The organism is Saccharibacillus deserti (genome assembly GCF_013618475.1).
GTDB lineage: Bacteria > Bacillota > Bacilli > Paenibacillales > Paenibacillaceae > Saccharibacillus > Saccharibacillus deserti.
The window spans coordinates 127,203-140,437 of sequence record NZ_JABJVN010000005.1; the positions used below are offsets into that span (position 1 = coordinate 127,203).

Annotated in this window: 10 protein-coding genes; 5 read left to right on the forward strand and 5 right to left on the reverse strand. The window is 55.6% G+C overall.

All coding sequences use genetic code 11. The annotated features are described in order from the left end of the window. Positions 1–195 precede the first annotated feature (195 nt). Positions 196–1,722 carry a methyl-accepting chemotaxis protein gene (locus HOP44_RS14315; protein ID WP_172254474.1) on the forward strand — a complete coding sequence of 509 codons (1,527 nt, stop codon included), beginning with the start codon at positions 196–198 and terminating at the stop codon, positions 1,720–1,722. A 174-nt stretch (positions 1,723–1,896) separates the two neighbouring features. Here HOP44_RS14315 and HOP44_RS14320 read toward each other — a convergent pair whose 3' ends face one another. Next, the gene (locus tag HOP44_RS14320) at positions 1,897–6,210 is read right to left on the reverse strand and encodes a glycosyl hydrolase (RefSeq protein WP_172254475.1); all 4,314 of its coding nucleotides are present in this window, start codon (positions 6,208–6,210) and stop codon (positions 1,897–1,899) included. 604 nt (positions 6,211–6,814) lie between these two features. Here HOP44_RS14320 and HOP44_RS14325 point away from each other — a divergent pair. Continuing rightward, positions 6,815–7,549, forward strand: a complete 735-nt coding sequence (locus HOP44_RS14325; RefSeq protein ID WP_172254476.1) for an MORN repeat-containing protein — start codon at positions 6,815–6,817, stop codon at positions 7,547–7,549. Positions 7,550–7,595: 46 nt separating this feature from the next. Continuing rightward, complete coding sequence (locus HOP44_RS14330; RefSeq protein ID WP_172254477.1) at positions 7,596–8,138, forward strand: DUF1697 domain-containing protein; 543 nt, start codon at positions 7,596–7,598, stop codon at positions 8,136–8,138. Positions 8,139–8,288: 150 nt separating this feature from the next. On the opposite strand, the gene HOP44_RS14335 is transcribed toward HOP44_RS14330, so the two are convergent. Beyond that, positions 8,289–9,041 carry a carbonic anhydrase family protein gene (locus HOP44_RS14335; RefSeq protein WP_172254780.1) on the reverse strand — a complete coding sequence of 251 codons (753 nt, stop codon included), beginning with the start codon at positions 9,039–9,041 and terminating at the stop codon, positions 8,289–8,291. A 245-nt stretch (positions 9,042–9,286) separates the two neighbouring features. On the opposite strand from HOP44_RS14335, the gene HOP44_RS14340 reads away from it, so the two are divergent. After that, entirely contained in the window at positions 9,287–9,508 is a 222-nt protein-coding gene (locus tag HOP44_RS14340; RefSeq protein WP_172254478.1) for a hypothetical protein, read from the forward strand. Here HOP44_RS14340 and HOP44_RS14345 read toward each other — a convergent pair. The 3 genes from HOP44_RS14345 to HOP44_RS14355 all read right to left on the reverse strand — a co-directional run bounded on the left by HOP44_RS14345 (position 9,483) and on the right by HOP44_RS14355 (position 11,861). Then, the gene (locus tag HOP44_RS14345; RefSeq protein ID WP_172254479.1) at positions 9,483–9,890 is read right to left on the reverse strand and encodes a formylglycine-generating enzyme family protein; all 408 of its coding nucleotides are present in this window, start codon (positions 9,888–9,890) and stop codon (positions 9,483–9,485) included. The two genes, HOP44_RS14340 and HOP44_RS14345, sit on opposite strands and share 26 nt — an antisense overlap. A 211-nt stretch (positions 9,891–10,101) precedes the next feature. Beyond that, positions 10,102–11,088, reverse strand: coding sequence for a sensor domain-containing diguanylate cyclase (locus HOP44_RS14350; RefSeq protein ID WP_172254480.1), 987 nt, complete (start codon positions 11,086–11,088; stop codon positions 10,102–10,104). Positions 11,089–11,114: 26 nt separating this feature from the next. Beyond that, positions 11,115–11,861: an alpha/beta fold hydrolase gene (locus HOP44_RS14355; RefSeq protein WP_172254782.1), complete on the reverse strand. Its 747-nt coding sequence runs from the start codon at positions 11,859–11,861 to the stop codon at positions 11,115–11,117. 357 nt (positions 11,862–12,218) lie between these two features. Between HOP44_RS14355 and HOP44_RS14360 the strand changes: the two genes are divergently transcribed. Further along, on the forward strand, positions 12,219–13,223 hold the full coding sequence (locus HOP44_RS14360) for a BMP family lipoprotein (protein ID WP_246369826.1): 1,005 nt from the start codon (positions 12,219–12,221) through the stop codon (positions 13,221–13,223). The last annotated feature ends 12 nt before the right edge of the window (positions 13,224–13,235 follow it).

Below are 13,235 nucleotides of genomic sequence, written 5' to 3' on the forward strand. Positions count from 1 at the left end.
CATTTGATGCAGACTTCTTTTTTGCTCGTTCGACTGATCAACGAAATTTTGAAAAGTGCTTAATCTCTTGCCTAATGATTCCGATATCTATAAAGCGGTACGTACAAGTATGCGATCATGACCTGTCGGTTGCCGACAGCGTTTTACATCAGGACTGTACCGCTATCATGAACTACGAAAAGGACGGGGTCGGGCATGGATCGTAAAGATATTATTCTCTGGAAACGCAACAAATTGGTGAGTTACATGATGTGGGCGATCGTCTCGATCAGCGCAACGCTGGCGATTATCGTACCGGAGTTTTTGACCGTCGTACTGATCTCTTTGATCGTACCGGTAGTGGTCACCGTCGCTAATATTTTCAAAAAGTGGATTCGGATCGTTCCCTGGATCGTTACGGTCTGGGTCATCGCAAGCGCAGTCGTAATCAATCTCGAACAAGTCAGTATTGTGCAGGGAATTCTCATCCTGCTGCCGCTGCTGCTGTATCCAAGCAGCAGGCACTACAATATTTCGTTCGGGATCGTGCTGGTTTATTTTAGCGCGCATATGCTCGTGAAGCCCGCGGCCGATGCGGCCGTCTTGTTCAATGATCTCGTCAGCCTGAGCATGTTCGCCGTGTCGGGGATCATTCTGATCACGCTGTCGAATGTGAACAAGAAGCTGTTCCTAAGCAGCGAGAAGCGCCGGGAAGAAGTGGAACAGTCGCAGGTTCGCGTCGAGGCCATGCTGAACCGGGTCCGCGAGTCGGTGGAAGGATTGACCGGATTCACCGAAGAATTGAAACGCAAAGTCCACGATACCGTTTCGGTCTCCGACGAAATCACGATCGGTTTCGGCGAAGTGGCGCGCGGCGTAGAGCTGCAGGCGGCCAACGTGGCCGAAATTTCCGAATCGCTGGCCGTTACGGACAGCCATATTCAGGATGTGGCTTCGTATTCGCAGCAGATGAAAGGCATTTCGGCGGATATGGCCGGAAGCACGGAAGTCGGCAGTTCGAAAATGGATCTGCTGAATACGCAGATGGACGATCTGTATGCGGCGATGACGACGACAGCCGAAGACATGCAGAACTTCAACAAGGAAAGCGAGTCCATGACGACGATCCTGAACGGCATTTCCGATATCGCCCGTCAGACGAATCTGCTGGCTCTGAACGCCGCGATCGAAGCGGCCCGGGCCGGCGAACATGGCAAAGGCTTTGCGGTCGTATCGGACGAGGTACGCAAACTGGCCGAACACTCGGGGCAGTCGGCGACGGACATCGGCGCGATTCTCGCTACGCTCCAGGGCCGTACTCGCGAGCTGACCCAACGTTTCGATCAGATGCAGGCTTCGCTTGAAGAAGGGCGAGAAGGGGTCCGGACGGCGGAAGAAGCTTTCCGGACGATCAACGACAGTTCGCGCGAAGTGCTGACGCAGGCTTCGAATATGCAGAGCAGTTCCGTGACCATGCGGGATTCTTCCAGCCGGGTCGTGGGCGAAGTGACGGAAATCTCCAGTCTGACGGAGCAGTCCAGCGCCGCTTCGCAGGAAATTCTGGCAGGCATGGAGCAGCAGCGCGAGCTGACCCGTCAGATGGTTGCCAGCTTCCGGGAGCTGGAAGAATTGATCGTGGGACTGAACGAACTGGTGGCGGATTCCGACGAAACCTCGGCCGGCCGGATCGACGCGGTCCCGGCGAACCGTGCCCGGATTTCGAGCGATCAAGTACCGGCTTAAGCCCGGAAAGAAACCGTATCATACCCAAAATGGAAAGTGAAAAAGAAATACAAAATAAAAGTAAAAGTCAAAAAACAGCCCGCGTCCGCTGCGGGCTGTTTTTTTGACTTCTTTTATCTGCATCTTGTTGGCGGCTGCTTCATCCATTTACGGGTGGTGCGGCTCGTCTTTCGTTCAAATAGGAGGCTCGTCTTCATGCAGTTCGACGGATTTCAGCAGCAGCCGGGAAGTTCCCGTGCCGCTCGGATCTTCGATCTTGATCCCGACCGTTTTGACCTTGGAGAGGTCGACGCCCGGCGAACCCGCCGCAGCCGGCAGCGCCAGGGTAAGCTGCGTATAGCCGGAGGAATCGACGGACACGGAAGCGCCGCTGTCGGACCAGGTCCAGGCATCTCCGGTCTTAATGAACAGCCGGGCTTTCGCGCTGCCTTCGGACAGTTTCACGCTGGCGGACAGTGTTCCCAGCCCGTCGATATTCAAGCGTTCCGGGTTTACGGCCAGCTCGAACGATTCGTTGAAGTTTCCGTTCGCATCCTGTCCGGTGTTGGCCAGGTCAAACGTCGTACTCAGCGCCTGTTCGGTCTCGTCGAACACAGGAGGCTGCGCCTGGGCGCTGGCTCCGTCGGAGATGTTCCAGCCGGAGAGGTCTTCGGCCGAAGCGAATCCGTACAGAAGGCCGGGAGCATGCGCATCCGGCTGTCCGCCGCCGCCATCGGCGAGATCGGGCAGCGAAGGATCGTAAAGAGCGCGGATATCGTCAAAATAAAGCGTTCCTTCATGCGCCGCGCCGTCCATGGCATTCACGTACAGATTGAAATTCTGGACCTGGCGCAGTCTTTCCGGGGTTAGAGGCCCCGGCTTGCCCCAGCTCATTTCGGCCAGATCTTTGAGAGGGATGACCACATGCCCGTTTTGCCCGGGAATAACGGTCGGATAAGCTTCGAAATAACCGCCGTCGATCACCAGCTGCACGACCAGTTTCAGCGGCTGCCCTTGCCGGGCATATCCTTCGGCGCCGTCCGATGCAATCCACAGACCGAGGCCGTTATAATCCGACCAATCAAGCACGCCGAGGCTTTTGCCTACGCCCGTATAACCGGCATTGTTCAGTTTATAATCCAGTTTCATGCCTTGGCTGCCCGCAGCTTTGCGGTCCGGGCTGAGCGAGACGGAAATATCGTCGCCGCCCGCTTTGGGATATTTGGCGGACAGAGCGTCGTCGCTGGAGCCGTAAGATTCGAAATCGTCGACCCGGGCCTTATCCGCTGCCGGTTCGGCATAGGTCCGGTACAGACCGATGTCGTCGATATAAATCGGCAGCTCGCCGGATTGCACGAAGCCGCTGCCAACGATCGAAAGAGCGAGACCCGAAGCCGCTGCCGTCTTCGAAGTATCGTTCAATTCGATCGAAGCGTCGAATCGGTAATACGCGGCGCCGCCGAGCGTAACGGTCGGCAGATCGGACAAAGCCCGGTAAGTGCTGTCCATGCCGTACTTGTTGTCCCAGTCATCCGGCAGCTGCACGATTCCGCGTACGGCGGCCGTTCCGGTGTCGTTTTGCGCCGCTGCGGGAATCCAGGCCCTGAATTTCACTTTCCCGACTTCCGCCAGCCGGATGCCTTCCAGGCCCTCGGGAGTCAGCTGCAGCTTCAATTCCTGCCAGGTGTCGCCAGCCGTCAGGCCTTCCAGCACGCGCACGGCGAGTTTGCCGTCGCCGTCCGGTGCGGCATATCCCAACTCGGTCCGGATCGCCGAGCCGTTTCCGGCCGAACCCGACCACGTTCCATTGCTTTGGATCGAGCCCAGCTCGCTTTCCGAGCCGAATGAAAGAGTACGCAGCGGAAGTTCCTTGATCTTCACAAAGACCGTCAGCTGCTGGACCAGCGGCTCGGGCAAAGCTCCGTACGCTTTGACGGTAATCGAAGTCGAAGTGCCGTTCAGAGCGGCATCCGGATTCCACACGGCGGAATAGTAACCGTCCTGCCCCAACGTCATCGGGATTTCCGTGCCGGAATCGCCTGCCGTATAGACGACGCGGTCCGGCGTAAAGTTCGCCGTTTTGGCGCGGATAATCGCTGACGTTCCCGTTACCGTTCCGATATCGTTGGGCGTGACAATATGCAGCAGCGGAGCCTGCGGAGCGGAGCGCACGACCTGCCCGTATTTGTTGTCCGTCCGGATATCGCTTGCAAACGCCGTATACGGATCACGCTCGAAATCGATGAAATCGTTCAGCAGCTCGTGATCGCTTTTGCCCGGTACACTCTTGTAAGGCACATACAGATTGTTGCCTTCGCCGAAGTTGGCCCAGGTCAGCATGTAGGAGATCCGGGAAGCATCGGGATCCGCTTTGATGGCATTCAGCACTTTGGTGAACCACTGTTTGTCGTTGTTGCCGGTTGTTTTCATGCCTGCGGCGCTGTAGCCGTATTCCGACAGCGTGACGATTTTGCCTTTGGACCGGGCCAGCTTGGAAATCATCTTCAAATCGCCGACCAGACCGTTCAAGAATCCTTCCGAACCGGCGTTGTCTTTGTTGTCGTATTGGTCCATGCCGAGGATGTCGACGTACGCATCACCCGGATACGTTTTCAGATACTCCGCTTCGTTTCCGTTGAACGATCCGTTCGGGGAGAAGACATACAGGAAATTGTGGACACCCTTGACGTCTCTCAGATATTCGACGGTGTAGCGGTACAGCTCGATATATTCGCTTTTGGTCGTCGTGGCGGCGCCCCACCAGAACCAGCCTCCGTTTTGCTCATGAAAAGGACGGAACAAGACGGGAATGGGCTGGCCGGTATCGTCTTTGAGCTGGTTGGCGAAGTTTGCGATCCGGTCGAGATAAGCGTTGAATTCGGCGTTTTTGTCGCCGCCGGGCAGGATCCGGGCCGCGACGGAAGATTCGGCGCCCCGGGTGTTGCCGGTGTCGTTGAAGCTTCCGCCGGTCGCGAAGTTGTACGGATGCGTGCTCAGGGTTACGATTCCGCCCAGTTTATCGGCTTGTTTCATGGCTGCGGTCAGTCCCAGGCGGCTCGCTTCGTAATCGCCGCTGACGCCGGGAGGCGACTCGTAGCCGTCCAGCGAGAGCGTATCCCAGCCGAACACGGCCGGATAGTCGCCGGTAGAGCTGTATACGTCCGAGATGACGCTGCCTTTGTCGTCTTTGCCCGCAAAAGACACCGTTGTATCGTGTTGATGGCCGAACAGGACCTGTTTGCCGCTTTTTTCTTCGAGGTAGGCAAACAGGGATCGGGCCGATGCCGAAGCATTCGGATCGGCGAGGCGAACAAGGCGGGTCTCATCCGTACCTCCGCCCGTATCTCCCGGAGAGCCGCCGCTGCCGGTATTTCCGCCGCTTGGCTGCGCCGCGGGAACCGAGGGGGAAGGGGCGGGAACAGGCTCTGCGGAAGCTGCGGTAAATACGCCTTCCCGCAGCGCCTCCCCGTTGCGGGTTACCCCTGCGGTGAGGACTTCCAGACGCTTTATCGTTCCCTGAACGTTCAGCGCCGACCCTTCGGCGCCCTGCTCGATCAGAGCCGTTTCAATGACCGAACCGGTCTCTACATCGATCTGCGCCGGCGACTCTACGGACAGCTGCTGGACCGTAGAAGAACCTTCCAGCGAGATCCGAACCCGGCCGTCCGGCCGATCGACGACGACCCGGCCCAGTTTGGCATTTTTGAAATGGATCGAACGGCCGCCGCCGCCCGCCACGTACACGGTACCGTCGACAACCAGATTTTCGAATTCGGCGTCGCCTTCTCCGATTCCCGGCGTCACATACAGGTTGCCCGCGATCCGCGTATCGCGGAGCGTTACGCCGCTGCGGTTCACCATCGCGCCGCCGGCGAGGGTTCCGCCGGATACGCGTCCCGGCTCCGCATAATAGCCGACGACCAGGCGGTCGAACAAGCTGACCACTTCCGCTCTTGTAATAGAGGCGTGCGGACGGAAGGAACCGTCCGGGTAACCCGTAATCAGGCCCTGCATGGCGTGAACGGATTCGGCCGCATAAGCGGAAATTTCACTGTCATCGACAAAGGAAGAAGAGGTCTTCGAAGGCTCCAGCGAGAAGACGCCTGCCAGCAGAACCGCGGCATCCTGCCGGCTGAGAGGCGTGTTCGCGCGGGCTTCATTGCCCGGGAATCCCCGGTAATAGCCGGCCTGCCGGGCGATCGACAGATCTTCGGCGTACCAGCTTTCTGCGGCAGTATCGGAGAACGGGGCAGTCGAGCGTGCGGTGAATCCGAATAACCGGTTGACCATACTCACAAGTTCCGCGCGGGTGACTTGACGATCCGGCCGAAAGTCGCCGTTTGCGTAACCCTGCACGATCTTGTTTGTTTTCCATCTGTCGATACTGGCGCGTGCCCAATGCGAGTTCCAGTCTCTCGGAGCCTGTTCGGCTGCGGATACCGGGATAACCGTAACCAGCAGCGTAACGGCAGCCAATGCCGCCGCAAACGATTTTTTGAACGCTCTCAAATGAAGTGCCTCCTTTTATGTAAGGGTTTTCAAATAATAATTCTCGAAAATATTAGCATTTAAAATTCAGAATTACAATAACGATTTTTTGAGCAATCACAGTCTTTACTCCGGAATCAGCTTTTTTTAAAGACCATTTAAGCTAAATAAGAACTAATAAATCGGAAATTAATGCTAACGGAAATATAACAGCCGAAAAAACCGGGACCATAATTCAAAAAATAAGCCCAATAAGGATAAAAGGGAACCAAAAAAAGATGAGCCAGGACAGCCGGAAAAAGAAGAACGGATTGAGCGGAAGTGTCAAGCGAATAAAAATGCGTATCGGCTCAAAAAATTAAAAAAAAGGGCTTTCGATTGAGGAGACGGAGGACTGTTCGGATTTGAGACCCGGAAGATACAGGTTCGTTTCGCCGATCGAACTCTTACCGCGCTCCCGATAAAATAGAGAAGATTTGCAAAAACGGCTGGAAAATCGACCAGGCGCGTGTCGTCATGCCGGCGGATGCCGGATAAACCGAGTGGCAGACGCTTTTTGTATCGTCTATGCTGGTAAGGGATGCTGAACCACGTACAAACTCTTAATTCAAAGGGGATTTTACAGATGAAAAAACGTATTCTACTTCCCGCTGCCCTCGTCTTCGGACTTACCCTTACAGGTATGGGGAGCTTCGCAGCCCCTTCCGCGCATGCGGCGCAGGCCAAACAGGCGCTCGCGCTAGCCGGAGGAGGCACCTATTACGGCCAGGTCGAGAACGGCCTGCCGGATGGTCGGGGAACCGCCAAATGGCCGGGGAGCAAGACGTACTCCGGCGAGTTTGCCGACGGGAAGCGTTCGGGAACAGGCAAATATATCAACGAATACAAAGAAGCGGACACGGGATACCGGTACAAAATCGTGTATACCGGTTCCTGGGCCAATGACCGGATGAGCGGCCAGGGCGTATGGACGGAGAAACGGTTTGATGAAAACGGACGCGTGATTTCGAACAAGATCCGCACGGGCGTTTTTGCCAATAATATCTTGAGCCCGGGTTACGAAGTGATTCACGCCGAAGCCGATCCCGAGTACAGCTTCACTTATCGGGGGGACGTAATGAGTCTGAACGTGATGGGAAGCCGGGAAAATCTGACTTCGTCCTGGAAAAAAGGAAGTCTGTTCAGCGCGTCGTACAAAAAAGGTTCGGTGACCCGCAGCTATTCCATTTTCCCGGAAGACTCGGCAGCCAAAGAACGCGAACGTCTGGCTTCGGTCAAATACCTGCAGAAGATGACGGCTCAGGTCGCTCCGCATCTGCAGAAGTTCGAGCAGCTGGCGAAACAGGTTCCTTTGAAATAAAACGCGATATTCCGACTGCATACTGAAGCCAAAGGAGAGAAGATCGGTGATCTATGTGGCACTGCTGCGGGGAATCAATGTAGGCGGCAACAACAAAGTGGATATGAAAAGGCTCAAGACTGCTTTTGAACAAGTCGGTATGGAACGGGTCAAGACTTATATCAATTCGGGCAATATCGTATTCGTAAACGAAAATCTGCCCCGGACAGAACTTGCGGGCGTTCTGGAAGGCGCGATCGAAGCCGAATTCGGACTGGATATCCGAGTGCTCGTCCGCAGCCTGGAGGAGATGGAAGCGATCTTCGCCGTGCTGCCGGAGCATTGGAGCAACGGCGACGAGATGAAAAGCGACGTCTTCTTTCTCTGGGACGAAGTGGACCAGGCCGCTGTTCCGGGGGAGCTTCCTTTGACTCCGGGCGTAGGCACTCTGCTGTTTGCGCCGCGTGCGGTATTGTTCGCGGTAGACCGGGCGAATGCCGGCCGCAGCGGGATGAACAAGCTGATCGGCTCCAAGCTGTACGCACGGATGACTGTACGCAACGTCAATACGACCCGGCAGCTGTTAAAAATGATGCGGGAGCTTGCGTAGAACGAATGACTCCGGATTTGCTCTTCTCCAAATCTCAAGCAGCCCAAAAAACCGGCCCGCGTTCCTTGGCGGCTCCGGTTTTTTGGGCTTTTTCTCGACTGCGTACAGCGATAAGCTTATTCTTGCGGATTCTGAACCGGATTGCCCGGGTCAGCCGTCGCCGTTCAAAGCCCGCTTGCCCAGATCCTGAACCGGGCGGTGATTATCGGGGAAGCGCTGTGCGAACAGGTCGATCTGCGCCTGCGATAGGGTAATCGGTTCTTCAAGCACACTCCAGTTCACATGTTCCGAACAAGGCGGCGTAGTCAGGGAACCGTCGTAATGAACGGCATGCAAATTTTGCGGCAGCAGGGCAAGGAGGTCGATCGGCGTGTCCAGCGTCTCGCCGTCCGTATTTGCCGGATCGGGCAGATGCGACCAGAGCTGTTCGATGACCGGATTGGATGCCCCCGGATGAATCAGTACGCCGACGACGGCTTTTTCTCCTTTGGCATTTTCGTGAACGAGGTGAAGTTCCATTTCCGCATTTTTTCCGTCGGTCTGATGTTCGCTCGGATGATGGAAATGGAACTGCAGCAGCGTATATTTTTCTCCGTCGAGCATTATGTAGGAATCTTTGTCCGCGGCATTGACCTGAATGGTGTGTCCGTTATCGACCATTGTCGCGTTCTCGAGCTTGGCGTAATGGGGTTCGATCGGCTTGATGTCGCCCGATTTGACGATTTGGGTATGGTCGATGTTGATCGGGGATTGGGCTTGGCCGATCTTGCAGGTCTCGAATTCGCTCCCCAGTTCGGCCCAATGCTCGGGACCGGTATCCGCGGCGTAAGACCAATGCGAGGCGGCATGCCCGGCTTTGACCGGTGTCGGTACGGCAGCGGTGACAGGAGCGGGAGCCGGGATTTCAAAATGCGATTTAGGGAAGAGCGGTGCTTTTGTCCGTTATCAGGAGCATCTGGCCGGACTTTTACGAATGGGTTCGGCTGGGCTTTTCTGTTCCCGGCTCAGTGGAACTCTATCGGGATGAGACCGGGAGAGCCGTATTGGGGCTGTCTTTGTTTTCCCGTATAATGATAAACATTACGCCGGATGGAACCAATCACGGGCATTCGGCGTCGGAAATCCACGATTGGAAAGGATGAAGAACATTGAGTTATACGGAAGTATTGGAACGCAAAAGCGAGATTCTGAAGAAGACCGTCGGGACCTGGATCCTGAAAGAGAACCGCGATGGCTTGAACCGCCAAGAAGCCCATATTTACCGGAACATGCTCAAGGAACTTCACCAAAACGAACAAGAACTGGGTACCGCGCGCGACGAAGAAGCGGGCAGACAGCCGGACATTACCGCTGTGGAATCCCGGAATTAAGTCCGACTTCGTTTGACGAGTGTGGAATACCGAATAAGAAAGCCCGTCCGAACTTCGCATGGCGCGAAGTTCGGACGGGCTTTTTGCCGGTAAGCCGTGAATGGGAGGTTACAGCCTGACAATCCGCCGTCTTTGCCTTTGCCGGTAAATCCGGAGACAAGTGCCTCGGCCGCATGGACGGACCGATCTCGCTGCCCCAAGGGAACAGCGTCCGGCAGCCTGCGCCGTACAGATACTCCCATTCGTCTTCGCTTGGCAGGTCTAGGCCCACGCCGATATTCGCTTCGCACCATTCTTCGAAACTTTCGCTCTCGTCGAATCGATACAGCTTCAGCGAGCCGCCGTCGCGTTCAATCCAATAGGCTTGAGGCGTTGATTTCATGCGGAAAAACAGGCCGGATTCCCGCAGCCCGTTCGCCGTTTCGGACCGGATAAAATTCGAAGCCGACTCCTCGGCGGGGGTCTAGGTAACGGAGTTTCAGGACTTGTGCCGCTTCGGGTTGTTCGCGCATGGCTCAACTTTCTTTCGATGACAAAAGCGTGCGGCGCCGCCGCTTCATGGCAGCCGCATATGCAGGATCGATAATGGCCTGTCAGCTGCCCGATAGGTCCTGCGCATGCGTAACCCGGTTGCGGCCTCCGGTTTTGGAAGCGTACAAAGCGAGATCGGCCCTGTGCAGCAGCGATTCTTCGGTGGAATCGTCCGCGGACGTCTCGACACCGATACTCACGGTGACCCGGTGGGAACCGTGAGTTGCGGCTTCGATCGCGCCCCGGATACGTTCCGCGGCGGCGGCGGCCGCGGAGCGGTCCAAGCCGGGCAGCAGCACGACGAATTCTTCGCCGCCGAACCGGGCGCAGATACCCGAAGATCCCGCTTCTTCGCGCAGCAGGCGGGCCAGCCCGGTCAGGACGAAATCTCCGGCCGGGTGGCCGTACGTATCGTTGATTTTCTTGAAATGATCGATATCCACAATCAGCAGCGACAGCCGGGAACCGTTATCCGAACAAGAGATCCGCTCCTTACGCAGACGTTCCTGGAAAAAGCGCCGGTTGTATAGACCCGTCAGCGGATCGGTGGAAGCCAGAGTCTCCAGTCGGCGGTTCATCTCGATCAATTCCAGCTGTTTCTGCTCGTATTCGGCATGAAGCAGCTGCAGTTGACCGTTCATTTCGCGTGTTTCTTTATATAATTCTTCAAGTTCGCGTTTGCTGCGCAGGGCGGTTTTTTCGTATGCAAGTCTTTTGCGCATCAGGAGAGCCACGCAATCGATTGAGATTTCGCCGTCCCTTTCCTGGCGCAGGCCGTTAAGCAGGACAGGGACATTTTGTTTGTCCGCCGTACGGAAAGAGAAATACACCTCGTCCACATGGCCGTAAAGCTGGATATGCGGATAAAAATACGTATGAAAAAACATTTTGTTGGTTACGGACATGACCGATTCGATATGCTGTCCGATCAGCGCCGTATCTTCGCGCAGACCGAGCATGTCAAGAAATGTCCGATTGGCCGACCGCACGAATCCCGATTCGGAGAACGAAAAATATCCGCCGGGCGCACGGTCCAGTTGGTTATCCATGTGAAGGCTGCCTTTCTTCCGTCTGCTTAGAGAACGGTTAAGTATTCGGCGATCAGCGAAAATGTCTCGTCGGGCTGGCTTAACTGCGGATAGTGGCCTTTGGCCGTCATCCGGTTAAGCGTGCTGTCGTGCAGGTTGCGGTGCAGGAAGTCGCCGACTTCAATCGGAGCGATACTGTCCTCGGAGCACTGAAGAATCAGCGTGGGTACCGTAACTTCGGACAGGATATCGCGGCAGTCGCAGTAAAAAGTCACTTCGGCGAACTGTCGGGCGATACGGGGATCGCGCGAAGCGAACTGCCGCTCGAGTTCTTTCGCCAGTTCGGCCCGTTCGGTGTTTTTCATAGCGGCCGGAGCCATATAGCTTGCCCAGCCGCTGAAATTGAGCTGCATCATCTCGAGCAGTTCGTCGATATCCTCGCGGTCGAACCCTCCGTAATAGTCCGGCAGATCGTTCAGATAGCGGGGCGAAGGGCCGACCATGATAATCCGGCTGAAATAATCGGGCCGCCGAATCGAAGCCAGCGCGCCGATCATGCTGCTGACCGAATGGCCTACAAATACGGCGTCCTTCAACTGCAGCGCATCCATGACATCCAGCAGGTCGCTGGCGTAACCGTTAAGATGGGCATACTTGGCCGGATCGTATTGATCGAGCGCTGAACGTCCGGAGCCGACGTAATCGAACAGCACAACGCGGAAGCGGCCGGCAAAACGCGGGGCAACCAGCCTCCACATTTCCTGGTCGCATCCGAAACCGTGTCCGAATACCATCGTACGATCTCCGCTGCCCAGTACGGTAACATGATTGCGTTTCAAAATATCCAATGTCCAAGCCCTCTTTTCTGTTCCGAATCCCAATGGTCAATCTTTTAAGTCTTCCCTATTTAAGAATAGAGGGCAAGTGACTCTACGCTCATTATTATATCGGAAATTGTCCGATTGTAGGTAAGATGCAAAATTTTAATGAAAGGCGGCTTTCAGATATATCGGTTTCTCGAACCGTTTTTAAATCCTTTTTTGCGCTATGTTATACATAACTACACAAAATAGTACGTTTGCTCTAACAACTCAGCCTAAATCGGGCGATAAATGTAATGGATGTTCAGACAAATAGAGTGGGGTGCAAAGATGCAGAAAATGACAAAAGCCAAGCTCCTGGTTTGGATTCCCGCACTGGCTTCGCTGCTGATCGCGGGATGCGGTTCACAGCAGACTCCTACGGCAGGCGCCGCGGAACGACCGGAAGTCGGGGTTGTGCTCTCCGATGTGGGTCTGGGCGATCAGTCTTACAGCGATGCGGCTTTTCGCGGGCTGGCCAAATCGCGCGACGAAGACGGAATCTTGTTCGACTACAGGGAACTCGATCAAGCGGGAAGCTATGACGAAGCCTTCAAGCAGCTGATCGAAAAAGACAACGATCTGATTATCGGGCTCGGATACATGGTCAAGGAAAGTCTGGAAGCCGCCGCCAAAGCGCATCCGGAGAAGCAGTTTCTGATCGTCGACGACAAATCGGAGCTGCCGAATGTCGCTTCGATTACGTTTAAGGAAGAAGAAGGCAGTTATCTGGCGGGCGTTGTGGCGGGAATGACGACAAAGAGCAACCGGGTCGGATTTCTGGGAGGCGTCGAATCCGATCTGCTGAAGAAATTCCAGGCCGGCTACGAGCAGGGGGTCAAAGCGGCCAATCCCGCGGCGCAGGTGAAATCGACGTACGCCGGCGACTTCGGGGATTCCGATCTCGGCGCTTCGATCGCTTCCTCGATGATGAAAGACGACGCGATCGACGTGATTTATACGGCTGCCGGATTGACCGGGGTCGGCGCCCTGCAGGAAGCCGAGCGTCAGGGGCATTATGCGATCGGAGTCGACGCCGACCAGTTCTTTATCGCGGAAAAAGCGATTGTCACTTCCATGGTGAAAAATGTCGATACGGCGATCTTCAAAGCGGTCGGCACGTTCAACGAGAACGGGGGATCTTTTCCTCAAAAAGATATGGTGTTCGGCTTGAAAGAAGAAGGCGTAGGCATCGCGCCGATCCGCGTCGCCAACCTCACGCCGCAGCAGCAGGAGAAAATCGACGAATTGAAAGAAGCGTTGATCTCCGGCAAGATCGCTATTCAGCTTCCCTAAAACCGGACGGAG

What these genes read in the sequence shown, in the direction of transcription:
- HOP44_RS14315 (WP_172254474.1), top strand. Translation starts at nt 196, where the DNA reads ATGGATCGTAAAGATATTATTCTCTGGAAACGCAACAAATTGGTGAGT.
- HOP44_RS14345 (WP_172254479.1), bottom strand. Translation starts at nt 9,890, where the DNA reads ATGAAATCAACGCCTCAAGCCTATTGGATTGAACGCGACGGCGGCTCG.
- HOP44_RS14360 (WP_246369826.1), top strand. Translation starts at nt 12,219, where the DNA reads ATGCAGAAAATGACAAAAGCCAAGCTCCTGGTTTGGATTCCCGCACTG.
- HOP44_RS14350 (WP_172254480.1), bottom strand. Translation starts at nt 11,088, where the DNA reads ATGGATAACCAACTGGACCGTGCGCCCGGCGGATATTTTTCGTTCTCC.
- HOP44_RS14355 (WP_172254782.1), bottom strand. Translation starts at nt 11,861, where the DNA reads ATGGTATTCGGACACGGTTTCGGATGCGACCAGGAAATGTGGAGGCTG.
- HOP44_RS14325 (WP_172254476.1), top strand. Translation starts at nt 6,815, where the DNA reads ATGAAAAAACGTATTCTACTTCCCGCTGCCCTCGTCTTCGGACTTACC.